The sequence below is a fragment of the Maridesulfovibrio sp. genome, assembly GCF_963666665.1.
Taxonomy (GTDB): domain Bacteria; phylum Desulfobacterota; class Desulfovibrionia; order Desulfovibrionales; family Desulfovibrionaceae; genus Maridesulfovibrio.
The window spans coordinates 3,238,418-3,264,343 of record NZ_OY762999.1; the positions used below are offsets into that span (position 1 = coordinate 3,238,418).

Below are 25,926 nucleotides of genomic sequence, written 5' to 3' on the forward strand. Positions count from 1 at the left end.
TATTTTCGAAAGAAAAACGGTCTGCTTTCTATTATTCAACAAAATTTCATACCATTTTGGTATGATTTATTTTACGCTCAAGCCCCATGCTTAGCAAGTTTTTTATACCTTCACCGTAGAAATTAGGTTGTAATGGTTAAAAAGCAAGGGGGTGAATTGAATCACCCCTGAAATTCATCCAAAAATATGAGTCAAATCAATCGAAATGATATTCCTGCGGCTGCATTTCGCCACGCAATACGGCCAAGCCGCCACGCCCCATTACTTCCATTTCTTCAAGACCGATGACGACTTTTACCGGAGCTATAAATCCGACAATATCTTCCACGGCCTTGACCAGCAGCTTACTGCGGGCAACTCCACCGGTAAGAATAATCGCATCAATGGGCCGCTTTTGCGGGTCGTCCTTCATCAGAGCTGGAATGAAGGAACAGATATGCTTGGAAGCATTGTAAACAAGAGCTTCCAGCACCAGACGGGCATCTTCATCCCCGTCTTCCATTCGAGCCTGCACTTCGCGCATATCATTGGTTCCGAGCAGTCCGATAATCCCGGCTCTGGAGGTCACAACCTTACGCATTTCGTCGAAAGTATACTGACCGGACTCCACCAGATTGAGCACAGGAAGGATCGGCAGCGTACCGGAACGCTCCGGGCTGAAAGGACCTTCCCCGTCAAGGGCGTTGATGACATCAACCACCTTGCCGTACCTGTGGGCTCCGATGGAAACACCGCCGCCCATATGGCCGACAATGAATTTTGAATTCTCGTATTCCAAGCCCATTTCTGCGGCCACGCTGCGGGCGACCCCACGCTGGCTCAAAGCATGGAACACACTGCGCCGCTTGATTTCCGGCAATCCGGTAACCTTAGCAACAGGATCCATTTCATCAGTGACAACAGGGTCCATAATCATTGAAGGGACTCCCCACTGCTCTGCAAATTCGCGGGCGAGCATTGCACCGAGATTGCAGGGATGGACACCGTACCGTCCGCTCTCCAAATCGGAAATCATTGCATCGTTAATTGAATATGGACCACCGGGGATAGGCTTAAGCAAACCGCCACGCCCGACAACCATATCCGGTGTTCCTTTCGCAAGTTCATCTTCAATAAGCTTCATAACAGCTGTACTGCGAAACTCTTTCTGATCCATTACAGTGGTAAATTTATCTATTCTTTCACGGGGATGGCTTACTTCAGCGTCAAAAGATATTTTTCCTTCGTTGAAGATCGCCACTTTGGTTGATGTTGATCCGGGATTAATTACAAGAATTCTCGAACCCATTCATGTTCTCCGTAAGTTTGCTGCAAGTTTGAGTTTATGCATTATGTGCTAAAAAGGAGAAAAACAAAAGCGACACTCTACATTCCCGGACTCCTTGACTAAAATCAAGTCGGAGTTACTTTCTAAAATATAGTATAATTACAAATACAAACAACACCTTTCACTCAAAAGGCCGCCGTTATGACTTTAAAAGTAGTACCCATCAACACGCTGACAGCCACACGCAGAAAAATCCTGCATGCAGCCTACAAATGTGCCGCGAAAACCGGATTCAATAATCTTGATGTGGATGAAATTGCGCTCAAGGCAGGTGTAACCCGCAAGGCCCTCTACAGCTACTTCAACGGTCTGGAAAATCTGTTGAGTGAATTGGCGGTATCCGGGATTTACTGGCCGACCACTGAAGAACTGCTGGCCAATGCCCCATCTGAATTCCCGGAAATCGAACCGGAAAAGCAGGTAGCAGCATTTTTCACCGCTCTGCGCCGAACACTTGAAACAAGACCGGACACCCTGCGTCTGCTGGCTTGGGAAATGCTGGAACGGACTCAACTCTCCGAATTACTGGAAGATGTACGGGTGAGAACCGCACTGGAATTTTTCGAACACATGACCCCGGATGTACCCGATGATGTTGACCTTGCCGCCGCAGTGGCAATATTGGGCGGGGCCATTTCTTACCTGTCCATCCGCTCCCTGAACACCAAGCACTTCGGCGGGGTCAGCCTGCAGGATGAAGTCGGCTGGGACCGCATGGAAGCAGCCATGCAGGGCATGCTCAAAGGATTGCTTTGTCTGAGGCCTGAATCCATGGACTGATTATTCAGAAAAACCGCATTACTTTTAACGGCGCATCCTGAAATACATAACCAGCGGCGAAGAAACCACCATCGTAATCATGGCTATCTCCGGAGACAGAAACTGCTGCGTGCCAACACAGACTCCAAGCACAATCAAGAACCACGGAATCCAACCAGCCACATAAACCTGTCCTGCCGGACCGAAAATAAAACAGAGGAGCAGCCCGATCCAAAGAACGTTCGGCCTAGTACGGCGCAGTCTTGTACCCAAGATGAAAGGAAGCACAGTTGCGCCGAGGATGATGATTGCGATGAGGATTGTGTTGAGAGTGGATTGGTCCATGAGGGTGGCTCCTTTTTAGTGGTCTTATAGGGGAGGCTAGCAGTTAGGGATTTTGCAGACAAGTGAAGAACCTTGCATTCAAAAAACAGCCCCGGCACAAACGTACCGGAGCTGCCGGACTTACTTCAAGTCGTCCATCAAATCTTCGGGAAATTCATTTTCCTTATTTTTCAATTCTGGATGGCGGTCATAAAAACCGTCAATCGGCTCAAGTTCGACATTGCAATCAGGGCATTTACCCCTTTTAGGTGCTCTACCGTACTCAACGCCGAATGGAGTCTGGCATTTGGGGCAAATTGTGCCTTGTTCGTGGTATTTTTCGGGGAACTCATACAATAGCCCTCCCAATATTATACAAAGTCCAACTCCGACTTCAAACCATCGGTCAGGCGCACTTGAACGAATCCCACGATAAAAGACCGTTGCCTGTGGATTCCAAGGCCTTGCATACAGAATTATAGAAAGACCTACCACTAGGAATATCAGTCTCTCCGGCTTAATATATTTATTTTCAAAAATAGCCGACAACACAATATCAACAAAACGATCAAATTTAGTTTTATTTTCTGAGGTAATCTTTCGCTCCATTGTATATATCCTTTGCATTGCTTTTAATTTGATTTTTGCTAGACCACAGCGATCCCGCCGCTCCCCCTATAGTATAATTAGGAATACTTGTTGGATCATGAGCGGTGGCAAAATCATATCCTTCTTTTATGACTCTTTCAGCCAGCGGATAAGTCGACGCCTTAGCAGCTCCCCTCTGCATCAGAGTCCGGTAAGCATTTGCCATGGCCGCCCCGCCCCCGGCGGCATATGCCGCAGCAGCTTTAGGGGCCATGCCTGCCGCGATAGCAGTGTTAAAAGCATTGCGAAAAGCTTTGTTGTTTTTGTACTGTTCCGCAACTTCCTTAGAAGCCTTACCTGCTGCTTTCAAGCCATCTTTAAATGCTTTTCCACCTTTAGTAACGGCTTTCTTGGTTCCCTCGGCACTCTTTTCACCAAGTCCGTCCATACCTTTGGAAATTTTCTTCGCTGAACCTTTCAACCCATCCGCAATTTTTCCAAAAGTTCCCCTTTCATTCTTTGAACCGTCTTTTTTCCCCGGATGCTGGGGCTGGACAGGTTTGCTTATATCACTGGGATTAGAAGGCTTGCTGGAGTTTGCACCACTAGGTTCCGCTTTTGGAACGGTGTCAGGAGCATCCTTGCCGAATCTTTGTGCTAAATCACCAGACTGTCCTTCCGTTCCTTTTCTTTCTCTAGATTTACTTTCTGAACCTGCTGAAGAATTTCCCCCGGACGCATTGCGATCAGCGGGCTTAGTTAATGGACTTTGGGAGCTTGAACTTCCACCAGCTTCACCGCTGTCAGAACTCTCTCCTGAACCTTTCCCTTCTGAACTTCCTGAATCGTCACTTCCCTCGGCGCTTTCAGCGCTTCCTTTTTCGTCATCTGAAGAATCTTCACCATCACCATTTTGTTCTTCAACATGACCTCCATAGGCCTCCATTTGTTCTTCCCAAGACAAATCTGGATGTTCCGGCTTACCTTCCATTGTCTGGGACTTACTATCATCACGTCCCTTTCTATATTCCATAGTGCGAGATTGAGACTTATCCTTTGCTTGGTCATAATAAAGATTGCGGCCTGACTCAATCCAATAATCAATCCCTCTCTTCGCCAGCCCCACCCGATCCACAAAGTTAACCGGATCATCATGGCAGTACCCGTAAACATCCACATCGCCGCCTTCAATCCCGATGGGATCGGGAGTGATGAACCTACCGCAGGACGGGTCGTATTCACGATGCCCGAAATGGACCAGTCCGGTATCCCGGTCATAGAGACCGCCAGCAAAACCGACAGGGATGCTCATGCTCTCATTGGTATCTACAATCAAATTTCCAAACGAATCGCGAATAATCCGCCTTACCTCATGACCTTCTTTATTCGCAACCATATAGATGGTGCCGGCCTGATCAGATGCAAAAAAATATAGTTCGTCTTTATAGCGCATTACAACGGGATCACCTTCTTCGTCGTAAGCAAATTCCATCCTTGAACCGTCCTCAAAAGCAACTACTGCAAGTGTGGTGAAATCATGCCAGCTATAAGTTTCTGCAACCTTGCCATTTACCGACTTGGCCATGCGTCTGCCATGCGGATCGATGACATATGAAACGCGGCGGCCATCCGGCAGATTCACCTGTTGCAGCTGGCCGGAATGGTGGTATTCGTAGGTTGTGACATCCAAGCCGTCCTGCTTCATTACCAGACGGCCCTCACCATCGTAGGAATATTTAACTTCCCCGGCCCGTTCCAGACGCAGGCCCGGACCATATGTAAAACGGCACTGCCCTGTCTGAGGTGTGGCAGCGAAGTAGCGTTCGCCCTGCTTACCGTATTTATACTCCTCAATAAGTCGCTCGTCCTTCCAAACCGCACATAACCTGCCACCGGCATCATAATCATAATGAACATGGTGGTCCTTTGGTTCGAGGGAACACAGTTTTTCCACGATACGCCCGTCATCATCCCTTGCAATTGCCAGCACGGAGAACGATTCTTCCATTCCGGGGACTACGAAAGGAGTTACACGGATAGGGGCTTCGGGGTCGAAATTCACGCCGTCACGCTCAAATTCATCATGCAGGTCTTCACCTGTGCCTGATTGCGGTTGTTGCGGTTGTTTGGAGCTGAACTCTTCAAGGAGAGCTTTGCCGTAATCGGTCCCCGCTAAAGACTGCGCCAGCGGCAGGTCAGTATTCTCACGCATGAAGCGTATATGGGCCAGACGTTTGCGCCATGCATGACGTTCCTTTTCAACCTCCCATTCATTATTCTTCTGCTCCCAGCGCACCTTAATATCAGGCTTCATCATGGACGGATACATACGGTCACCACGCGAAAATTCCGAAAAATCAGGCTTAGGCTCAGGTAAAGCCATACCTGTAGAAGGAGAGTAGACCTCCCACATATTTTCGATCTGAATCTGCGGTTCTTCATTTTCACCATACATGCGTAAGGCAAAATCCAACTCATCCCGGCGTTTGGGCCGCAACCTGAAATCATTTCTAAAACTCATAAATTCTCCATTATTTAAGTTACCCAAGAGTACCCTGAATCCCATGATTCACAGGCATAGACTCAGTTTCAAAAACAACGGATACAAGACAGAACGGACCTGAATCACCCAGATCACGTCCGCACTGTTGGGCTGTTAAGAAAGTTCTCCCCCATTTGACCGGACAATCAATACGGCCTATAAAACCGCAGGCGAGCAAACACATGACGGCAGACTTTTTCCGGTCCATTCCAAGATAAAGCCTGATCGTGAACCTTTAACGTGCCAGCGAGGGGCCATGAAAGGTAAAAATAAAAAAGACGCAATTCTATATGCGGCGCAGGAGATTTTCGGACGCTACGGCTATGCCGGAACCACAGTCAAAATGATCTCCGAACGGGCAGGCGTGGCATTCGGACTTGTGTCCCACTATTTCGGATCAAAAGAGGAACTCTTCATCACCGCCGGGGTAGCGATTGTTGAAGACCTTACAGAATTCCTGAGCACAGAAACCCGCAAGGCTGCAACTGGACTGGAAGGAATCCAGACCTTCATGCGCAGTTATCTGGGTTACACCCTGCAACACCGCAACACATTTCCGGTGCTGCTGCGCTGCTCCCCGTTTTCCGATGTTCAGATTGAACTGGACAGGACCCGCATTGCCGTAAAATTCCAACAGCTTTTGAATGTCATCCGCGAATCAGTTGAACGCGGCATTGAAGACGGCTCCATCCGCAGCCTTTCAGTGGATGACACCACCACCATTGTTTATTCCAACATTGTCGGTACAGTCAGGACCAGATTTCTTTCTCCCTACGACCTGCCCAACCTCTACGAGGAAACCACAGACTTTGTAGTCCGCAGCATCAGGGCCCGGGATTAATTCCTGTATTTCTGCACACAGAAAAGCCGCGCAACCTTATTGGTGCGCGGCTTTTCTGTTCTCGGCTTGACACATCTACCTTGTTCCTCCATCTTGCGTGCATGAAACAAGCTTCAGTTATATTTCTCCTGCTGGGTGCAATGGCTCTCTATCTGCTAAGCCCCGCAAAAGCATCCGCCCACCCGCATGTATTTGTGGATTGTTCCCTGACCTTTGAATTCAATAACAGCGGGCTCAGCGGTGTACGCCAGAAATGGTGGTTCGATGAAATGTTCGCAGCCATGATCCTCGGCGACTTTGACACGAACCACGATAATAAGCTTTCCCCGGACGAAGCAACCGCAATTGAGCAAGGCGCTTTCGTCAACCTCAAGAACTTCAATTACTTTACCCGCATCCTTGTGGACGGCAATGAACGTAAGCCCGTGGAAGCTGTTCAATTCAAGCCATCCATTGAAGAAGGCACCCTTGTCTACGAATTCTTTATACCCCTCAATATAACTGACGGCACCAAGCATGTTGTTATGGTCGCCATCTATGACGAAAGCTTTTACACCGCGGTCCAGATGGACCCCAAGAACAAGGTACTCGGCTCAGACGGAAAGTTCGATACCGGCCTCGATCTGAAACCGGTTTCCGAAATGGCATATTTCTACGACCAGATTGTGCCGGAAGCAGCCGTACTGACCATGCAGCCCAAATAGTGAAATTATGAAGAACGTAAACACCCTGCTTGCCCTGATATTGACTTTTACTCTCGCCTTCGCATTCTCAGCAACAGAATCAAAAGCTCAAGCAACCAATCCTTTTCTTGCCCCCAAAAAGCAGGATGCCAGACAGCTAGAAAATACACGTCAGCCGGCATCATCCCCATTCGGTACGGCAACTCCCTCCCCGTCGCCGTTCGGCAAAGCAGCCCCTGCTCCCGCAACACAGACTGTCCAGAAGGACTGGAGCGGGGGGATTTACAGCAAGGTAATGTTCAAAATAACCATGCTCCAAAAAGAAATCAGAGCCCAATTGACCGGTTTTGCCCGGGATATCAAAAAAGACCCCTTCGGCAAATCGCTCTGGATGTTTCTCGTCTTTGCCTTCCTGTATGGAATAGTCCATGCGGTAGGGCCGGGACATGGTAAATCCGTAGTCTGCGCCTATTTCATTTCACGTGGCGGATCCATGTTCGCAGCATCTTTCATGTCCTGGATAATAACCCTCGTGCATGTGGGGTCAGCAACAGCAGCCGTCTGCCTAGCCTACCTTTTTCTTGATAAGGGCATGTCCGGTTTTGAAAACTTCAACCGCCAATTGCAGACTGCCAGCTACGGGCTGGTTGCCCTGATAGGTTTCTGGCTGATCATTGAAGCCTTGCGTTCCTTCAAGAAGAACGATCGCGAAGAATGCGAAATAAAAAGCCGAGGATCACTTAAGGAAATTGCAACCGTTGCATTTGTGACCGGCATTGTGCCTTGTCCAGGAGCGGCCATTATTCTGGTCTACACCCTATCCACCGGCATACTGGCAACAGGTCTTGCAGCCATGGTCTTTCTGGCCACAGGTATGGCCGTCACCACCTCTGTCTTTGCCCTTGTTGCAGCAAAAGCCCGTAACGCAATGGACAGCAATCCTCTCGCGCGCAAGATGCGCATTGCCTATTCAATTCTCTCCCTGCTCGGCGCGCTAGTCATTGCATGCTTCGGCCTGCTCATGCTCAGCGCCCACATTTGCTAAAAAAACGGACCTGCACACTTTTTAAAATCCAACCATGACATATTCCGGCAATAATGTTATCAATATAACCAGCCCCTTATCACGGTGCTGCCGACAGGAAATCAAAAGGAAAACAGCTATAATCTAATATACTTATATTCTCAGTGCTTGCCGGGATATCCAACTGACGTCATGGGAGAATTTTGACGATGATCAATCTTGCCGGATATGAAAATGTTACCTCCTTGTATGAAGGAAATGACATGATTCTCTGCAGGGCTGTCAGGGGATATGACGACCTTCCGGTTCTTATCAAGTACCCTAATTCCGACCTGCCCTCCCCCCGGCTTCTGACTGGACTGAAAAACGAATACGCCACAGCTCAGGAAATCGGCAACACAGGCATCGTCCCGGCAGTTACCCTGCACCGGACCGACAATTCACTGGCCCTTATTCTGGAAGACAAGGGATACAATTTACTCAGCTCCCTGATCACTCACCCCACTGCGGACCTTGCCCAGAAACTGCAGATTGCGCTACGCATCGCCAGCTCTATAAGCCTCGTACATACTAAAGGTTTCCTGCACCGCAACATCAGGCCGGACAGCATTGCCATAGCACCGGACTACCGTGAAGCATTGCTGACCAACCTGCAGAACAGCACCCGTATTTCGGATTCATTTCCGCAAACAGCAGCAGAAATCATATCCCCGGATAACATTGCCTACATTTCTCCGGAACAAAGCGGCAGGGTCAGCACAGAACTGGACAAAAGGTCAGACTTCTATTCACTTGGCATTACCCTGTTTGAACTTTTCACCGGCCAGAAGCCTTTCGAGAGTAAAGATGATCTCGAACTGATTCATTGCCATCTGGCTAAGGAGCCGCCTGCTCCACAAAGTATAAACCCGGAAATTCCCTCCCCGCTGTCGGCAGTAATCATGAAACTGCTCTCTAAAAACCCCGGCGACCGCTATCAGTCTGCACATGGCATTAAGCAGGACCTGAAAGCATGCATGAATCTCATCGGAAGCGGGAAAAGATTTGAACAATTCACTCCTGGCAATCAGGATCTGTCTGAGACATTCACTCTCTCGAACAAGCTGTTCGGCAGAAAAGAAGAACTTACTGAATTAAAAGCCGCCTTCAGCAAGGTAATGCTCGGCAGCTGCGAAACAATTTTTATCAGAGGTGAGGCCGGAACCGGCAAAAGCTCGCTGATTAATTCTTTCAGCAAGCAGGTTTATAAAGAAAACGGTGAATTCGTCTCCGGTAAATTTGACCAGTTCCGGCGCAACAGGCCATACAGCGCCCTGATTCAGGCTTTTAAGGAACTGCTGCGCAAAAGACTTTCCAGTCCTACCCCGATAATCAACGCTTGGAAGCACAGGATAACAAGCGTCCTTGAGCAAAACGCCAGCCTGATCAGCGAAGTCCTTCCCGAACTAGAGCTCCTGATCGGGAAGCAGCCTGCTCCAGCTGAGCTGAGCCCCACTGAATCGAGGGACAGATTCAACCTTGCATTCAAAAATTTTATCAAAGTATTTCCGAGCATAGACAAGCCTCTGGTCCTCTTTCTTGACGATCTGCAATGGGCGGACATATCCACTCTGCAGCTTTTAAAACGTCTGCTTGAAGATCAAGAGACTTCACATCTCATGCTCATATGCGCATACCGGACGAACCTGCCCATGAATGACGGGATCAAATCCCGCATTGAAGAAATCGAAGAACTCAACCCAAACGTACTCAGCTTGAAACTGAACAGATTGAAGCTGAACCATGTTCACGGCTTCATCAGCAGGACCTTAAGGACTGACCGCAAACGAACAGAAGACCTCGCCCGCATGGTATACAGCAGAACCGGCGGGAATCCCCTTTTCGTCCGCGAGTACCTGCTCAACATATACCGCGCTGACCTTATAACTTTTGATACCGATAGAACCCGATGGGAATGGGACCTCAAGGCCATCCGGAATATTTCCATGGATGGAAACCTTGTGGAACTAATGGCGGAAAAAATAATGACCCAGCCCCCAGAGGGGCAGGACATTCTTAAGGCCGCCTCCGGGATCGGTTGCAAATTCGACCTGCGTATTCTCACGGAACTCGTGGATTTACCGGAGCAAATCACTCTGGACTACTTAAACATGGCCTTGCACGAAGGGCTGATCATCTCCGATGACGGTTTTACTTCCTTGGCTGATTTCAATTCACAATCCGGACCCTACTATCTTTCTTTCATGCATGACCGGGTCCAACAGGCAGCTTATTCCATGCTGGATGCGGCAGAAAAGACAAGCCTGCACCTCAATATAGGCAGGGCAATGCTCGACATCTACTCCGCAGAAGAAATAGATGAATCCAATTTTGAAATTGCCGCCCAATACAGCCTTTGCATCAGTGCGATAACAGATCCTCAGGAAAGAAAAGAAATCTCAGTTGTCTTCACAAAAGCCGGACGTAAAGCCAAGCGGAGTTCCGCATTTGAAACTGCCGCCCGCTACCTTTCAACGGCAGCTCTCCTTATGGGAAGCGACGGCTGGGAAACAAGCTACAGGGCATGCTTTGACCTGCACCTTGACTGGTATGAATGCGAATTCCTCAATGACTCTGGGAAACAAGCGGAAAGTGTTTTCAAAACCATGATCGGGCACTCACAAAACCGCAAGGATACCACAAGAGCACAACTGTCCAGAATGCAGCTTTTTTCAGATCAGGGAAGATATCATGATTCAGTGAAGATCGGACTGGATACATTGCGTCATTATGATGTCAATATTCCGCAACTTCCGGGCAAACTTGCCCTCGCAGCAGAGCTGCTGAAAACAAAGGCTGTACTGGGCAACAAGAAGACCCTGCAATTATATAACCTTCCGGAGATGGATTCCCCTGAAAATCTCGAAGTAATGCGGCTGCTGATGTATACAATTGCCCCGGCTTACATGTTCAACAAAAAGCTCGTTTTTTTCATTGTCCTGCGTATGATCCGATTCTCCGTTAAACACGGCAACGGACCATATTCTTCATTCGGATACATGTTTTACGCCATGTTTCTGGCTTCAAAGAATTTTTCATTCAAAAAATCAAAAGAATTCACCCGGCTTGCCGTAGAATTGAACAAAAAATTCCGCAACACAGAGCTGGAAACAAAAATCAACACCCTCCGCGGCGGCACACATGATCACTGGCATGTCCCTTTGCAGGAGAACATGAATACTCTGGACAAGTCCTTCCACAGCGGGCTCATGAACGGAGATAACACCTATGCCCGCTATGCCGGGTATTTCGCAGTTCAACTTAAATTTATGCAAGGACATTCCATTGCGGAAGTATACAGTCTTGCAGAACGCTACCTGAACTTCATTCAAAAGAACAAGAATTCATTAAGTTCAGGAGCGATAAACCTTCCTCTGCAAATGTGTAAAAGCATGGAAGGAAAAACCTATACTCCCGGATATCTTGATGATGATAATTTTCGTGAAGGAAGCCTCCTAAGTATAGCCAAGAGCAGCGGTTCCGAAGTGGTGGAAAACTGGACAGCAACATCCAAACTGATAACTCTCTCCTTTTTCGGTTACCACACAAAAGCGATTGAATATGTCAACAACCTTTACGAAAATGTGGAAGAAGCTCTTTTCGGTATGTATCCGGTTGCTATCTTCCACCTGCTGGCCATCATCAATATGGCTGCCATTTTCAAAGACAAATCTTTAAAAACACGCAGGACATACCTGCAACGCATCAATCATTCTTTATCAAGACTGAGAAAATGGGACAAAAACTGTCCGGAAAATTTCCGTCACCTATTCCTGATCGGAAGTGCCGAGTTAGCCAGAATCAAGGGCAAAAAAAGCAAGGCATTAGGCTTATACGAAGAGGCCATAAGCTTCAGCGCCAATGCCGGATATAATAATTTTGCTGCACTCGCCTGCGAGCTGACCGGCAGGTTCCACCTAAGCATCGGTGGAAACCGGTCCGCCATAGCGATACTTGCCGAGGCCTGCCACTACTACGAAGAATGGGGGGCATCAGCAAAAGTTCAACGGTTGCTCAACGAGTATCCGCAACTGCACAAAACCACCGAGGCAGGTTTTTCATACGGGGAAGATAAAGGAGACAAGGGATCGCATTCCTTGGATATTTCTGCTGTAGTCAAGGCTTCTCAAGCTATTTCAGGCGAAATAGTCCTTAACCGTCTGCTGGACAAATTAATGCGCATTGTAATTGAAAACGCCGGTGCGCAGAAAGCAACCCTGCTCCTAAACAACAAGAACAGACTGGAACTTACAGCCCATGCATTTGTTTCAGAGCACGGGATAACTACCAAGTCCAACCCTGACCCGGATCAGGAATTATATTGCAAAAGTATTGTAAACTATGTGTTGCGCTCCAAAGACAATATTGTCCTGCGCGATGCCGGAGCACAGGGGCCGTTCTCCATTGACAGCTACATTATCAGAACAAAGCCGAAATCAATTCTGGCCATGCCGGTCATCAACCAGCAGCTTATGCGCGGTGTTCTTTATCTCGAAAACAACCTAAGTCCGGGAGTATTTACCGATGATCGGCTGGAAGTGCTGAACCTGCTCTGTTCACAGGCGGCAATCTCCATCCAGAATGCCCGGCTTTATTCCGACCTTCGCGACTCGGAAACCCAGCACCGTACCCTTCTTGAAAGCATCAATGTAGGTGTTTTCAGGGCAGATGCGAATGTCGACGGGCTCCTGCTCAAGGCCAACAGGGCTCTTGCCGAAATGTTCGGCTACCGCGATTGGAACGAATTCCGCAAAACCCAAGTCAGGACACTGTATATAGACTCCAAAATGCATCAACAGATACTCAATGAGCTTCTTGAAGGCGGCATTGTCCGAGACCGTGTAGTTAATATGCGCAAACAAGACGGAACCCCTATCTGGGTGAACATGACCGTCTCAATGGAAAGAAACGGCAATAAAGACAACTGCCTTGAAGGTGTCCTTGAAGACGTCACTGAAAAAAGGAAGGCACAAGAATTCGAAAGGGAAAAAGTCGCCGCAAATGCAGCCAACAAAGCTAAGAGCGACTTTCTCGCCAGCATGTCGCATGAGATCAGGACTCCCATGAACGCAATTCTGGGAATGGCTGACCTCCTCTGGGAATCAAGGCTGAGCAAAATACAGCGCAACTATGTAAAAATTTTCAGGAATGCAGGAGAAAACCTGCTCCTGTTGATTAACGACATTCTCGACCTCTCAAAGATTGAAGCAGGGCAGATCGACCTTGAAGAGATCGATTTCAACCTTGAAGAACTATTTGAGGAAATAGGTTCCATATTTGCCCTCCGGGCCCAGATAAAAGGTGTGGATTTCTGCTGGTACATCGACCCGGAAGTGCCGCGAATAATCACCGGAGACCCGACCCGCCTGCGCCAGATAATTGTAAATCTGGTTGGTAACTCTCTTAAATTTACGGAAAAAGGAACCATCACTTTTGAAGCAGGCTTAACTCAAGGCGGATATCTGCGTTTTATTGTGAAGGATACGGGGGTTGGTATTCCCGTGGAAAAAATGAATTCGATTTTCGATACCTTTTCGCAGGCGGACTCATCTACAACACGCAACTATGGTGGGACCGGGCTGGGACTTTCCATTTGCAGCCGTATGGTGGACAGCATGCAGGGGGGCATTTTCGTTTCCAGTACAGAAGGTGAGGGGGCGGCTTTTGCCTTTACCATCAGCGCTGAATTTCCTATGCAGCCGGAATATTCTCCTCCGCTTGAAAACTGCGCGATCCTCCTTGTGGACCGGGAAAGCATATGCCGCGATTACCTCAGTCTCAGCCTGAGAGACCTGGGGGCAAAAGTATTTTCTGCGGAAAGCCTCGGAGAATCATCATCATTTGCAACGGAAATCTCATATTCCACATACGAAAACAGAATTCTGCTGGTCGGCAATCCTGAAGGACAGGACGACCGGTTTGAAATGTTGAAGAAGCTTAAGCATGGCCCCTGCCAAGGCTGGAAACTGATGATGATCATGGAGGCAAAACCCCAGCCAAGGGCAACCGCGAGAGCCAAACAGCTCTGTGCCAGTTATGTCCACCGCCCAGTTCATCCACAAGCGATAGTTGAAGACTTACGATACGCCCAGAACTGCATCATAGCTCCTGAAGACAATGAAGAATACGGCCATGATCTAGACGCCAACCAAGTCGAAATGATAGAGAGGCCGGAATCTCTGCAGGAAAGGACAGGCACAGAATTCTCTATCCTGCTGGTCGAAGACTCAGAGGACAACCGCATGGTTATCGACCTCTTTCTCAAGGAGACACCATATAAAATCACTTATGCTGAAAATGGTCAGGAAGGTCTGGAGCAATTTAAGCAGGGCAAATTCGGCATCGTTCTGATGGACATCCAAATGCCGGTCATGGACGGATACGAAGCAACGAAAGCCATCAGGCAGTATGAAAAGGAAAACGAACTCACGCCGACCCCGATTATGGCCTTGACCGCCAACGCCTTTCAGGAAGATGAACAACGGGCACTGCAATGCGGTTGCACAGCGCACATGGCCAAACCGGTTAAAAAGAAAAAGCTGCTCCGTGTTCTGGAAGAATACCTAAGTTCAGAAGATTAAGGACGCCTACCAGCGGCGGGTCAAAACAGTCTTCCAACTAGATGGGACAAGATCTTCATAAGCCTGACCCACATCTTCAAGTCCGGTCATGTCCCCGGACAGACTGATCCCGTAAGGCTTCATAAGCCTGAGGGGATACTTTTCATCCCTGAGCTGAAAGCCTGTTGAGCTGTCCAATACGGTCAGCATTTCTTCGGGAGACCTGCCTACCAAGACAGCTTCGGGGAAACAACCTGCATCTGCAGTGTGTTCTTCCAAGCCGTCAAAAAGAGTTTTGCTGATAAAAATAAAATCTTCCTTCCACAAGCTGCGGCCGGCACCGGGAAGTGTTTCATTGCAGATATAGTGAAGCTTTCTACCTTCCAAAAAACCGTAGCTGTCCTTTTTTTTCGCATCGGCCACAATGACATTACCCAGCCCCATATTTCCAAGCACTTCATTGGTCCGCTCCGCAACAATCTGATTGCGTTCTATGCCTACCAGCGAAGTGTTTTCAAAACCGTTGCGTTTGGCCTGCACATCCATTGCCAGCATAAGAATGCCTGTGCCGGAACCTATATCCAGCCCAGTAAACGGCTCGCCATCCAGTTGCGTTTCGGCTTCTGCTATGGCTTTGAAGATGTGCACACTTTTGGGAAGATCGGCCAGCATGCACAGGGCAAACCCATAGGACAAAAGCTGTTTACGTAATTCAAGGCAGTTCTCCAGAACATCGCTGCCCAGTCTGCGATGTACGAATCGGTCAAAAAGCAATGACACATCGCCAAGTTCCAGCACCTGCTCATGGGATCCGGGATAAACATAGGCATGAAAAAATTTTACCATGATATTCATCAGCAGTGGGCCATCCAGTTCAACAGCAGGATTAGAAGCCTCGGCAATATCCTCATTCAGAGAAGTCCGGCGATAAATTTCTTCCGGCAAAACAGTCTCTTCCATTGCTGGACGCTGCAACAAACGCAAACTGGATCTTTTGATCATTATCTGTACCTGCCTTGATTTTATGCTGCTGATGAAAGTCAATTCTAACGTTTTTTACAATCTATTACCACTGAATTGGTGCAATCTAAGACTTGACCTTTGCGGTAATCCTGATACGGACAATCCAGCACTTGCGGTGAACGTATCTATAACTAATGGCAAAACGCCTTTAACAGAGTTCCCCGCCACGATCAAAATATAATCAATACACAGGAACTATCATGTCCCAGAATATAGATCCCAATATCAAGAAAGAAGTTGAACGCCGCCGGACCTTCGGCATCATCAGCCACCCTGATGCGGGTAAAACCACCCTGACCGAAAAGCTGCTTCTCTACGGTGGAGCGATCCAGATGGCCGGAACAGTCAAATCCCGTAAAGCCGCACGCCATGCAACCTCCGACTGGATGGCCATGGAACAGGAACGCGGTATCTCCGTAACCACCTCAGTTATGAAGTTCAATTACCATGACTATGAAGTCAACCTGCTGGATACTCCCGGTCACCAGGACTTTTCCGAAGATACCTACCGCGTGCTCACAGCAGTCGACTCCGCACTTATGGTCATTGACTGCGCCAAGGGGGTAGAGGTTCAGACCAAGAAGCTGATGGAAGTCTGCCGCATGCGCGACACCCCCATCATCACTTTCATCAACAAGATGGACCGCGAAGGTATCGACCCCTTCGAACTCCTGCAGGACATTGAAGACACCCTGAAAATAGAATGCGCACCATTAAGCTGGCCCATCGGCATGGGTTCCGACTTCAAGGGAACCTACAACATCCACAAGGGAGAGCTACATCTTTTCTCCGCTGTTCACGGCGGCGGAATCCAGAAGGGCGTGGTTATCAAAGACCTGTCCGACCCACGCCTTGATGAACTGCTCGGAGAACAGGCCGAACAGTTGCGCGAAGAACTGGAACTGCTCGACGGTGCAGGCTATCCCTTTGACAAGGAACGCTATCTCGCGGGTAAACAGACCCCGGTATTTTTCGGCAGCGCCATCAACAACTTCGGGGTTCAGGAAATGCTGGATTCCTTTGTGGAACTTGCCCCGCACCCCAAACCGCGTGCCACCACAACCCGCGATGTATCGCCCTTTGAATCCGACTTCTCAGCTGTTGCCTTTAAAATTCAGGCCAACATGGACCCCGCGCACCGTGACCGCATCGCATTCATGCGCATCTGTTCCGGTAAATTCACGCGCGGCATGAAGGTCCGTCACCACCGCATCGGTAAAGACGTACAGATCGCCAACGCCACCATCTTCATGGCACAGGACAGGACCGGCGTGGAAGAAGCGTATCCCGGAGACATCATCGGTGTTCACAACCACGGAACCATCAAGATCGGGGACACTTTCACCGAGAGCAAGGAAGAGTTGAAGTTTACCGGAATCCCCAACTTCGCACCTGAACATTTCCGCCGCGTTATCCTCAAGGACCCGCTCAAGAGCAAGCAGCTCGACAAAGGCCTGCACCAGCTGGCCGAAGAAGGTGCTGTGCAGCTTTTCAAGCCGCTGGGCAACAACGACAAGATTCTCGGTGCAGTGGGCCTGCTCCAGTTTGACGTCATCATGTCCCGTCTTAAAGACGAATACGGTGTTGCCGCTCTCTACGAACCGGTTGAATACCATACCGCCCGCTGGATCAGCAGCAGCGAACCCAAAGAAATCGACGGGGTCAAAAAACGCTATCCTCGTTTCGTAGCCCTTGACGGTGACGACAACCTGACCTTCCTCGCTCCCAGCCAGTGGCGTTTGCAGCAGGCTGAAGAGGAATGGCCTAAAATCAATTTTAGCAAGACCCGCGAGCATCAGTAAGAAGTTCGTAGGTCTCTTTCAGGGGAATCAAAGGTGCTGATCACCTTCGATTCCCCTGAAAGATATATTTCTGATCAACGCCGCAGATGGTACTTTATAAAAGGTCTGGGGGTTGACGAAGCCTTGTTTGGCTAATATTCAGAAGAGATACTTTTTATCCTGCTCGCCCGTGGTTTTTCAGGAACGATTATTCCTGAAGCATCACGGGCCGGTAGGAATTCTTTGTTTCCAGATGAGGAAATGTAATTACTACCGGGCAATTTTTATATGCAAGTACCTGAACAATATAAAAGAAAATTTACCAAAGACGAAATCAACGAAATGCCCCTGCGCCAGTATGAAGGGGCCATAAAACTGATTGACTGCGAAGAAGATGTTCCGGCGGCAATCGAAGAGTTGAGCCAATGTGAACTGCTCGGCTTTGATACCGAGACCCGTCCGGTTTTCCGTAAAGGAGTCTCCTACCCTCCATCCTTGATCCAATTGGCAACAGAAGACTGCGTCTACCTGCTGCACCTGAATCATATTTCCCTTTCCGACCATATTAAGGAACTGCTCTCCTCCGCCGATATCATCAAAACCGGAGTCGCGGTAATCAATGATGTAAAAGAATTGCGTGATGTCTCCCCTTTTGAAGGCAAAGGATTCGTGGACCTCGGCGATCTTGCCAGATCACTGGAAATGCAGACCAACGGCCTGCGCAATCTGGCTGCCAACCTGCTCGGTTTCCGTATATCCAAAGGCGTACAATGCTCCAACTGGGGCCGCAAGGAATTGACCCCGCAACAGATCACCTATGCCGCAACAGACGCTTGGGTAAGCCGTGAGATTTACTTGAAGTTTCAAGAGTTCGGGGTTATTTAATTTTTCACGCGAATATAAAATTTGCTACCGGAAAGGATGTCACCATGAAAGTCAGATCTATTTTTTTCACCTTCTTCATTTTGATAATCACTGCGCTTCCGGCTTTTGCGCAGCAAGACTGTGCTGCTATCTTCAAAGCCGAACTCGAAAATATTTCCGGCGTGGATGCCGTAGTCCAAAATGAGAGCGGTTTTCTCGCCATCCTCAAGGAAGGCAACAAAAAAGAGGCTGTCAGCGTTGTTTCCAAGATCAACAAGATTCGCAAAAACAATGCCGGCGGATGTGATTTTTCCGGTGTTTCAGTTGCCATAATGGACAGCAACCTTGATCTGATAAAAAACACCTCCTCTGCTTCCATGTCAAAAAGCGAGCTGACCAAGCTGCTTTACGACTACGTATACAAACTCAGCCCTGTTCAGGTGGATGAAAACCTGAAGGGTTATGAAAAACTTTCCGAACTTGCTCCGCAGAACAATTACTATAAAACCCGAAAACAGCATTACTCTAAAAGAGTTGAGCTGGTAAAAACACGGTCTGAATATATTGCCCGTTGCCTTAAGGAATTCCCTAAGGACAAAAGCATCATCGACCTCAAGATCAAACGAGATTTTTACCTTTTCGTGGTCGCCGGTGACACCCCTCTCAAGACAGCCGAAATTTTCATGGACACAATCGCACAGCAAACTCCGAAACCGGAGAAAAAAATGTGCGTTATCGTCTACAGCGAAGACCTTAGCATCAGGCAGGCAAGCTGCCCTTCCGAATATCAGGATATCCTGAAAACAAATGAAGAAGAGCTGCTCATGCGCCATGTTCAGTCTCTGCCCGGCTTTAAAATTGAACATAACATCAACGGCTACAAAGCGTTGAAGGAACTGGCCCCCCACTCTACCCTGTACACAAAAAAACTGGCTGCATATGAATCCAAGCAACAAGGGTTGGAAAGGTTCATGAACCTGCGGATCATGTCCGGAGAAAAACTGTTCAGCAAGAGCAGCAATCGGGGAGAAACCCTCTACGCAACAATTAACAGTAAAGCTCTGGACGGAAAGTCGGCATCAGCCAACCGCAAGCTTTTCAAGCTTCTCACCGATTATTATGCCGCCAGCGGTTACGCCTATAAGAAATGCGTACTCAAAAACACCGCCGGAGAAACTCTCGGTACCATCTCCTGCGCAAATTCCCGTTGTACTTTCAAACAGTAAATTTTATTCAACCAAAAAAGAAAGGTGAGTTTGCATAAGCAGACTCACCTTTTTTTATCTGTAAAATTACTTTTACATAGTCAGCACAAAATAAATACTACCAACCAGCACAAGGCTTGCTGCACGCAACCCCTGATTATAGACAATGAGCTTTAATGCCATTTTCCCGCGGAAGATTCCCGCATAGTACGGCAATTGGTGACGCAGGGCCCGCACCGGGGTTGAAAGCAGATTACCGACAATAAGGGCCAGCACTATTCCCCGGGGATCAATAGCTCCGCTTCCGAGCAAGGAGCCTGCGGCGGCAAGTCCGGCAGTGAACTCGGCAGCAAGGCTGAAGGCAATAATCCCGAAAACCTGCGGATCAAGCCACGAAAGAAAGGAAAGATGCTCACCAAGATAATTTTGAAAAGCAGTGAACACCCCGTAATGGCGCAGGAAAAAGAAGGCCGTGTAGATGGGAATCGTTAGGTAAACCACCTTGGGCAATCTGCGTTTAAGCCGCTTGAGAGCCTTTTCCAAAACCTCGCGGAAAGACTTTGCCTCCTGACCCTTGAGCCGCTCGGACACATCTCCGCATCCGCCGTCTTCCGGCAACGAATATCGTCCCCAGAGCACAATGGCTCCGGTACGCACAAAGGCCGCAAGAAGGGTCAAACCCACATAAGTAAATGCAACATGGCCGATAAACGGAGCCGCAATAAAAAAGACCGTCGGCATGTGCAGAAAATAGGTAGGCAGGCTGTTGAAAAGGTTTGAAATGACCAATTCGCGATCATTGATCTCACCTTTTTCATATGCCTCGGAGAGCATGGAGTTCGCTGCTACGCCGGAAAAAAAAGCCAGGGCAAAACTGGCCCCGCTGATATCTTTAAGTCTTCCGGCCCGGATGAGCGGATTCGCCAATCGCCCCATGGTCCGGGTCCAACGCAGTCCCTCAACAATATTACCGACCAAAAGGCCGAGGCTGATAAATAACAATAACCTGATCAGGGGCCAGCCTAACCCGTTCCAGAGAAGCTCAAGTGACAATTAGACCTACTTTTTCTTCCAATTTTCAGGCGCACTGACCATGAGTTCAGAATCATTTTCGGTGAGGATTCCGGCATCAACCAGTTCCTTCATCGCAACCAGAAAATCATTTTCCTCGCCATTCCATTTAGCAAGACATCCTTCAATAGTTACACTACCGGGAACAGCTTTACAGTTCTTATCAGGATCAATCTTGTTGCCCAGCATGCCTTCGATCAGCAGAAAAAGAGAGTTCGCTTCAACGGAAAGACCGAGGTCGAAAATAGATACAGCCATCGCTTCCTCCATAATTGGTTAGTTATACAATCAAAGTATACTTGAACAGCTTCAAGAGCCAGTGAAAAAAACACCCCAAACCGAAGCTTAGACTTTATCCTGCAACAGACTTTTAAACCTCTTAAGTTCTTCAGGATCCATGAGGCTGTAATTGCCTTCTGCGGGAAAAGATCCATCTGAAACTTCCGCAATGTAACGTTTAACCGCGTCAATGCTTTCCCCGCGCAGCTGAGCGAATTTCTTAACAAACATCGGCACAAAACGATCAAACAAACCAAGGATGTCATGATAGACCAGCACCTGTCCGTCGGTATCCGGTCCGGCACCGATACCGATGGTAGGAATGGAAAGCCTTGCGGTTATCTCCTGAGCAACCTCGTGCGGAACAGCCTCAAGAACGATGGAAAAACAGCCTGCGGCCTCAAGTGCCAGAGCTTCATCAACAAGGGCTGCTGCAGAACGGGCGTTCTTACCCTGCGCCTTGAATCCGCCGAAACGGGCAACATGTTGCGGGGTCAGCCCGATATGTCCCTGCACCGGGATACCGGAATCAATTATCGCACGCACATGCTCCAGAAAAGGAAAGCCCCCTTCCAGCTTAACTGCACGTGCTCCAGTCCGGCTCAAAAATTTTCCGGCATTCTCCACCGCCATCTGCACTGACGGCTGATAAGCCATAAACGGCAGGTCACCGACAATAAGAGCTCTTTTTGATCCCCGGGAAACAGCCGCAGCATGGTGCAACATATCTTCCATGGTTACAGAGAGGGTGTCTTCATATCCGAGCACAACCATACCCAATGAATCACCGACAAGAATCATATCTACTTCTGCTGCATCTACAATCTGCCCGGAAGGATAATCATAGGCAGTTACCATGGAGATCTTACGCTGTCCCTTGAGGGCGGTAATATCGGGAGCTGTTATTTTTTTCATTCTTTTCCTCACATATTAAAAAGTCGACTGACTAAGGAAGGATTTTGGTGCAGAACCTTGATACGGACAGGATAACACTAAATCAAGTCTAGTGAAAAATGTATCATTGTGCATAAAAAAAGAGGTCCGGCATCTGCCGAACCTCCATAACAATCTAAAAAAACAAAAACTTATAATTCCTGCATGACCCAGACGACCCGTCCGACCACATGTTTTTCGTGGTTTTCAACCGGGATGTACTGTTCAGGATGCTGAGAATCATCAGGGCGAAGAATAAAGCGGGAATTTTCAGGATCAAAAAAAACCCTGCGGATAACCACTCCCTGATGAGGTACATGGATAGCGTAAATATCACCGGCCATGAGTCGTTTCTGGGAATCGTCAACTCCAACAAATGCATCCCTGCGCACCGATGGTTCCATGGAGGAACCTTCTGCCTTGAGGACAACCAGAGAGGAGCGGTAGTAAGTTTCAGGAATGCTTAATTCTGAAACCTGTTGCGGTCTCCAGACTTCAGCCCCTACATCTTCACCGGCCATGGATGAAACGGGAACAATCCTTCCTCTGGACTGCACCTGCCCATACTGGGCTGTTGTTTCACTCAGAATCTGGTCTGCGGCAATTTTACCCTTACCTGGCTTAAGGTAGACAGGTTCGATTCCGTCAGAAAGCCATTCAGGGTTCAGTCCGTGGGTCCTGTACAGCTTGATGAACCATTCAGCAGGAATAGAGCTTCTTCTTTTGGCATCGGAGATGCTGGACTGTCGAATATTCAAAATTTCGGCAAGCTGAACCTGAGTTCGTGTTCCGGTAGCCTTCTTGATTCTTTCCAAGCTTTCATCAAACCACTTTGACACGCTTACCTCCTGTGAAAGCAAAGTCAAAAATACTATTAATCATCTTCAAATCAAATAGCCCTATTAAAGGGGATTGTTTTCAAGCACACAATCTATCTCTTACGAACAATATATTAAGTGGCTATCATGAAAATTGTAAACTGGCAAAACATTAAAATTGCACACCTCAATACAGACTAACAAGAATGTAAAACACTTAAGATAAATTAATAATAGTTGCACAATAAATGCGTACAATTACACTTCATATTGATTTATATGTTAGAAACATAGTAAAAACGCATCATACAAAATACAAACAACCTATTCTTCAATAGTAAAACCGGCATAAAACAGAACAATCTATTAAAGATTAACTCTCCAGATGTCAGTTTTCTCTAAACGGAAGGACAAAATAAAAATTGTTTCCACCATCCTGAGGCTCATAGCCAACCTCTCCACCGTGCAACTCCACCACCTGACGAACGAAGAACAATCCATGGCCCGAGCCGTATTCATTACCCACATTATCGCTTCGGAAACCGGGCTGAAACAGCATTTCACGGTCATGTTCCTGAATATGCGGCCCGGTAGTGTAAACATTCAGTTTCAATCCGTCCCAACCGTTGCGAAAGTAATCTTTGACCATATCCCAGCCGTATGCAGCGAATTTATCCCTACGCCCGTCACACATAGTCTCATCGCGGGTATATTTGACAGCATTAGAAAAAAGATTGGCATACACTTGCGATATAAGCCCGACATCGGCAACAATACGCACTTCCCGATCCGGCACACCGCCCATACTGATATCCAAACGAATACCACGATCCTCGAACCGGGAACGATAACGTTCAAGCTGCGGTTCAATTATCTGCTTGAGAAGGTTGCAAGGCCGCTTTTCAACAATATAACGCCCTTCTTCAAAGTGCTGCCTGCGCAACAGGGTTTCTAAAAAAAGGCTGGTCTGCTCGTAGTGGCTGTGGATTTCATTGAACTGACTGACCAATCCATTATACATACCTTCGAGATCTGTGCGTATTTCAGATTTACTCTTCCCTTCAATATCTGATTCCAGCTTTCGGATATTCTCAATACGATCCCGCAACCTATTATAAAATAACTTGAAATACATGTTAGGGACGATGACATTATGGCCCACATCCTTGACCAGATTACGCACGAATTCAAGATGTTCTTGACCCTTGCGGCGCAGGATCTTGCTATGCAACTGGAAGCCGACCCGATTAACGTACTTTTCAAAAAACAATGACTGGTGTTCTGAAAGGTCCGCCATCTTATAAAATTCAAAACAACCGATGACATCTCCGGCTGGCTTAAAAGGAAGCTGATCGACAAGTTCAAGATTGCCACGGATGGGTATAAAAAGATGGCCGGCGTGGAAAACCTTTTCAAGGGGAACGGAACTGCATACAGGAGCACGGCTCTCAGTTCGCCCGACAGGTACAAAATCATCCGGCCCCATTGCAAGATAAAGCCTGCAGTCAATGTTGAACAGCGACCTTGGAACTGCAGTGCAGACGGCAAAGAAATCTTCGAGGGAATCAAACTCCTGCGCAAGATCAAAAAAAATCATCAAAGCCCGTTTTTCGGTTGCGGAAAAACTGTAATCTTTATAGTCATCCATTTTCTCATGGATACGCCGCTGTATCTGCAACATCTTCTCAGGGCCGGCACCTGCAGAAAGATGGAATCCTTCTCCTAGCGGACCTTCAGGTTCATAAGAAGACACGTCTGCACTTTTCTTTTCGTTGCTCATAACTATCTATCCGGGGTTCAATATAGAAAGGGGCTTCTCTGTATCATACGGTCCCGAGGAAAAAGGAGCAAGCTAGAAGATGATTTTTTGTGCTTCCCCTTAATCCGAAAGCCATATTAACAGTCTGAATGTTTACTGTGGCTTCATTTTATGAGAAAGTCCGCAATCTAAACTATTCAGGGAAACAACCATGCCCGAAATAATTCTCATTCAAATCTCCGGCGAGGACAAACCCGGCCTGACTTCTGCTCTCACAGGAGTGCTGGCGGGATACGGCATTGATATTCTGGATATCGGCCAGAGTGTAATCCACAGCCAGCTTGTGCTTGGCATATTGATCCGCATCCCCCTTGAAGCGGAATCCGCACCGGTACTTAAAGACATCATGTTCAAAGGGTACGAACTCGGAGTAAACGTCAGGTTCAAGCCTATTGAAGCAGACAAGTATATGGACTGGGTCAACGCCCAAGGCAAACCCAGACACATAGCCACACTTGTGGGCCACAAACTGACCGGAGCCCACATCTCCAGAATTTCTGAAATCATAGCCGACAACGGATTGAACATCGATATGATCCACCGTCTGTCCGGTCGCATTCCCATGAACGGAGAGCCCGCACCGCGCCATGCCTGTGTTGAATTCTCCATCCGCGGAGTTCCTGAGGATCTGGACCGCATGCGCTCCAATTTTCTGGAAATGGCCGCCGAAGACCAGGTAGACATCGCCCTGCAGGAAGACAATGTTTTCCGCAGAAACAGACGCCTTGTGGCTTTTGACATGGACTCCACCCTCATTCAGGCCGAAGTAATTGATGAATTGGCCAAAGCCGCCGGTTCCGGCGAGATTGTCAGCCGGATCACTGAATCGGCCATGCGCGGAGAGATTGACTTCAAAGAAAGCCTGCGCCAGCGTCTGGCAACCCTCAAGGGCCTAGATGAAAGCGTCATGGAAGATATCGCCCGCAAACTGCCCATCACCGAAGGCGCAGAGCGACTCATCTCCAACCTGAAAAAGTTCGGCTACAAGACCGCCATCATCTCCGGCGGGTTCACTTATTTCGGAGAAAAACTGCAGGAAAAGCTGGGTGTGGATTACGTCTACGCCAACCGCCTTGAAATCAAGGACGGCAAGCTGACCGGCGGAGTTATCGGCGATATCGTTGACGGAGCCAAGAAAGCAGAGCTACTGCACAAAATTGCAGAGATGGAAAAGATAAGCCTGCAACAGTCTATTGCAGTGGGTGACGGGGCAAACGACCTGCCCATGCTCTCCATTGCAGGACTGGGAATAGCTTTCCACGCCAAGCCCAAAGTCAAGCAGGATGCACGCCAGTCTATCTCTCATTTCGGACTGGATTCCATTCTGTATCTGATCGGCTTACGCGACAGGGATACTGATTAGGAATGCCTCCGACGGCTTAAAACCTTTTATTAAGGCTTCGCCGCTTCATATTATACAAACACAATAAGCCCCGGAAAGAATAT

General features: G+C 48.2%; 19 protein-coding genes. 9 read left to right on the top strand and 10 right to left on the bottom strand.

Going from position 1 to position 25,926, the window contains the following annotated elements; genetic code table 11:
* Positions 1-196 precede the first annotated feature (196 nt).
* The gene (gene buk, locus ACKU40_RS14880) at positions 197-1,288 is read right to left on the bottom strand and encodes a butyrate kinase (RefSeq protein ID WP_320173582.1); all 1,092 of its coding nucleotides are present in this window, start codon (positions 1,286-1,288) and stop codon (positions 197-199) included.
* A gap of 180 nt (positions 1,289-1,468) precedes the next feature.
* Between buk and ACKU40_RS14885 the strand changes: the two genes are divergently transcribed.
* Positions 1,469-2,107, top strand: coding sequence for a TetR/AcrR family transcriptional regulator (locus ACKU40_RS14885; protein WP_320173583.1), 639 nt, complete (start codon positions 1,469-1,471; stop codon positions 2,105-2,107).
* A gap of 24 nt (positions 2,108-2,131) precedes the next feature.
* Here ACKU40_RS14885 and ACKU40_RS14890 read toward each other — a convergent pair whose 3' ends face one another.
* The 3 genes from ACKU40_RS14890 to ACKU40_RS14900 all read right to left on the bottom strand — a co-directional run bounded on the left by ACKU40_RS14890 (position 2,132) and on the right by ACKU40_RS14900 (position 5,519).
* Entirely contained in the window at positions 2,132-2,431 is a 300-nt protein-coding gene (locus ACKU40_RS14890) for a hypothetical protein (RefSeq protein ID WP_320173584.1), read from the bottom strand.
* Positions 2,432-2,551: 120 nt separating this feature from the next.
* Positions 2,552-3,019 carry a hypothetical protein gene (locus ACKU40_RS14895; protein ID WP_320173585.1) on the bottom strand — a complete coding sequence of 156 codons (468 nt, stop codon included), beginning with the start codon at positions 3,017-3,019 and terminating at the stop codon, positions 2,552-2,554.
* Positions 2,991-5,519, bottom strand: coding sequence for an RHS repeat-associated core domain-containing protein (locus tag ACKU40_RS14900; protein ID WP_320173586.1), 2,529 nt, complete (start codon positions 5,517-5,519; stop codon positions 2,991-2,993). The genes ACKU40_RS14895 and ACKU40_RS14900 overlap by 29 nt, the downstream gene beginning before the upstream one ends.
* Before the next feature lie 277 nt (positions 5,520-5,796).
* On the opposite strand from ACKU40_RS14900, the gene ACKU40_RS14905 reads away from it, so the two are divergent.
* The 4 genes from ACKU40_RS14905 (at position 5,797) to ACKU40_RS14920 (ending at position 14,708) form a co-directional block, all read left to right on the top strand.
* Positions 5,797-6,381: a TetR/AcrR family transcriptional regulator gene (locus tag ACKU40_RS14905; protein WP_320173587.1), complete on the top strand. Its 585-nt coding sequence runs from the start codon at positions 5,797-5,799 to the stop codon at positions 6,379-6,381.
* 101 nt (positions 6,382-6,482) lie between these two features.
* The gene (locus ACKU40_RS14910) at positions 6,483-7,085 is read left to right on the top strand and encodes a DUF1007 family protein (protein WP_320173588.1); all 603 of its coding nucleotides are present in this window, start codon (positions 6,483-6,485) and stop codon (positions 7,083-7,085) included.
* Positions 7,086-7,092: 7 nt separating this feature from the next.
* Entirely contained in the window at positions 7,093-8,109 is a 1,017-nt protein-coding gene (locus tag ACKU40_RS14915; protein ID WP_320173589.1) for a nickel ABC transporter permease, read from the top strand.
* Between the two features lie 188 nt (positions 8,110-8,297).
* On the top strand, positions 8,298-14,708 hold the full coding sequence (locus tag ACKU40_RS14920) for an AAA family ATPase (protein WP_320173590.1): 6,411 nt from the start codon (positions 8,298-8,300) through the stop codon (positions 14,706-14,708).
* Between the two features lie 6 nt (positions 14,709-14,714).
* On the opposite strand, the gene ACKU40_RS14925 is transcribed toward ACKU40_RS14920, so the two are convergent.
* Positions 14,715-15,689, bottom strand: coding sequence for a hypothetical protein (locus ACKU40_RS14925; protein ID WP_320173591.1), 975 nt, complete (start codon positions 15,687-15,689; stop codon positions 14,715-14,717).
* A gap of 221 nt (positions 15,690-15,910) precedes the next feature.
* On the opposite strand from ACKU40_RS14925, the gene ACKU40_RS14930 reads away from it, so the two are divergent.
* The 3 genes from ACKU40_RS14930 to ACKU40_RS14940 all read left to right on the top strand — a co-directional run bounded on the left by ACKU40_RS14930 (position 15,911) and on the right by ACKU40_RS14940 (position 19,581).
* Positions 15,911-17,512 carry a peptide chain release factor 3 gene (locus tag ACKU40_RS14930; RefSeq protein WP_407944291.1) on the top strand — a complete coding sequence of 534 codons (1,602 nt, stop codon included), beginning with the start codon at positions 15,911-15,913 and terminating at the stop codon, positions 17,510-17,512.
* A 267-nt stretch (positions 17,513-17,779) separates the two neighbouring features.
* Entirely contained in the window at positions 17,780-18,376 is a 597-nt protein-coding gene (locus ACKU40_RS14935) for a 3'-5' exonuclease (RefSeq protein WP_320173592.1), read from the top strand.
* A 44-nt stretch (positions 18,377-18,420) separates the two neighbouring features.
* Positions 18,421-19,581 (top strand): hypothetical protein, encoded by a 1,161-nt coding sequence (locus ACKU40_RS14940; RefSeq protein ID WP_320173593.1) that lies wholly within the window; start codon positions 18,421-18,423, stop codon positions 19,579-19,581.
* Between the two features lie 72 nt (positions 19,582-19,653).
* Here the strand turns inward: ACKU40_RS14940 and ACKU40_RS14945 are convergent, their stop codons facing one another.
* The 5 genes from ACKU40_RS14945 to ACKU40_RS14965 form a co-directional block, all read right to left on the bottom strand.
* Complete coding sequence (locus ACKU40_RS14945) at positions 19,654-20,613, bottom strand: hypothetical protein (RefSeq protein WP_320173594.1); 960 nt, start codon at positions 20,611-20,613, stop codon at positions 19,654-19,656.
* 6 nt (positions 20,614-20,619) lie between these two features.
* Positions 20,620-20,889, bottom strand: coding sequence for a hypothetical protein (locus tag ACKU40_RS14950; protein ID WP_320173595.1), 270 nt, complete (start codon positions 20,887-20,889; stop codon positions 20,620-20,622).
* An 87-nt stretch (positions 20,890-20,976) separates the two neighbouring features.
* Positions 20,977-21,825, bottom strand: a complete 849-nt coding sequence (gene panB / locus ACKU40_RS14955) for a 3-methyl-2-oxobutanoate hydroxymethyltransferase (RefSeq protein ID WP_320173596.1) — start codon at positions 21,823-21,825, stop codon at positions 20,977-20,979.
* 170 nt (positions 21,826-21,995) lie between these two features.
* Positions 21,996-22,682, bottom strand: a complete 687-nt coding sequence (locus ACKU40_RS14960) for a S24 family peptidase (protein WP_320173597.1) — start codon at positions 22,680-22,682, stop codon at positions 21,996-21,998.
* 367 nt (positions 22,683-23,049) lie between these two features.
* Positions 23,050-24,441 (bottom strand): HAMP domain-containing sensor histidine kinase, encoded by a 1,392-nt coding sequence (locus ACKU40_RS14965; protein ID WP_320173598.1) that lies wholly within the window; start codon positions 24,439-24,441, stop codon positions 23,050-23,052.
* A 190-nt stretch (positions 24,442-24,631) separates the two neighbouring features.
* On the opposite strand from ACKU40_RS14965, the gene serB reads away from it, so the two are divergent.
* Positions 24,632-25,843, top strand: a complete 1,212-nt coding sequence (serB, locus tag ACKU40_RS14970; protein ID WP_320173599.1) for a phosphoserine phosphatase SerB — start codon at positions 24,632-24,634, stop codon at positions 25,841-25,843.
* Positions 25,844-25,926 lie beyond the last annotated feature (83 nt).

Bases quoted from the DNA above. Each gene is read 5' to 3' on its own strand.
- ACKU40_RS14940 (WP_320173593.1), top strand. From the start codon at position 18,421: ATGAAAGTCAGATCTATTTTTTTCACCTTCTTCATTTTGATAATCACT.
- ACKU40_RS14935 (WP_320173592.1), top strand. From the start codon at position 17,780: ATGCAAGTACCTGAACAATATAAAAGAAAATTTACCAAAGACGAAATC.
- ACKU40_RS14920 (WP_320173590.1), top strand. From the start codon at position 8,298: ATGATCAATCTTGCCGGATATGAAAATGTTACCTCCTTGTATGAAGGA.
- panB (WP_320173596.1), bottom strand. From the start codon at position 21,825: ATGAAAAAAATAACAGCTCCCGATATTACCGCCCTCAAGGGACAGCGT.
- ACKU40_RS14890 (WP_320173584.1), bottom strand. From the start codon at position 2,431: ATGGACCAATCCACTCTCAACACAATCCTCATCGCAATCATCATCCTC.
- ACKU40_RS14930 (WP_407944291.1), top strand. From the start codon at position 15,911: ATGTCCCAGAATATAGATCCCAATATCAAGAAAGAAGTTGAACGCCGC.
- ACKU40_RS14965 (WP_320173598.1), bottom strand. From the start codon at position 24,441: ATGAGCAACGAAAAGAAAAGTGCAGACGTGTCTTCTTATGAACCTGAA.
- ACKU40_RS14950 (WP_320173595.1), bottom strand. From the start codon at position 20,889: ATGGCTGTATCTATTTTCGACCTCGGTCTTTCCGTTGAAGCGAACTCT.
- ACKU40_RS14925 (WP_320173591.1), bottom strand. From the start codon at position 15,689: ATGATCAAAAGATCCAGTTTGCGTTTGTTGCAGCGTCCAGCAATGGAA.
- ACKU40_RS14910 (WP_320173588.1), top strand. From the start codon at position 6,483: ATGAAACAAGCTTCAGTTATATTTCTCCTGCTGGGTGCAATGGCTCTC.
- ACKU40_RS14915 (WP_320173589.1), top strand. From the start codon at position 7,093: ATGAAGAACGTAAACACCCTGCTTGCCCTGATATTGACTTTTACTCTC.
- serB (WP_320173599.1), top strand. From the start codon at position 24,632: ATGCCCGAAATAATTCTCATTCAAATCTCCGGCGAGGACAAACCCGGC.
- ACKU40_RS14885 (WP_320173583.1), top strand. From the start codon at position 1,469: ATGACTTTAAAAGTAGTACCCATCAACACGCTGACAGCCACACGCAGA.
- ACKU40_RS14905 (WP_320173587.1), top strand. From the start codon at position 5,797: ATGAAAGGTAAAAATAAAAAAGACGCAATTCTATATGCGGCGCAGGAG.
- ACKU40_RS14895 (WP_320173585.1), bottom strand. From the start codon at position 3,019: ATGGAGCGAAAGATTACCTCAGAAAATAAAACTAAATTTGATCGTTTT.
- buk (WP_320173582.1), bottom strand. From the start codon at position 1,288: ATGGGTTCGAGAATTCTTGTAATTAATCCCGGATCAACATCAACCAAA.
- ACKU40_RS14900 (WP_320173586.1), bottom strand. From the start codon at position 5,519: ATGAGTTTTAGAAATGATTTCAGGTTGCGGCCCAAACGCCGGGATGAG.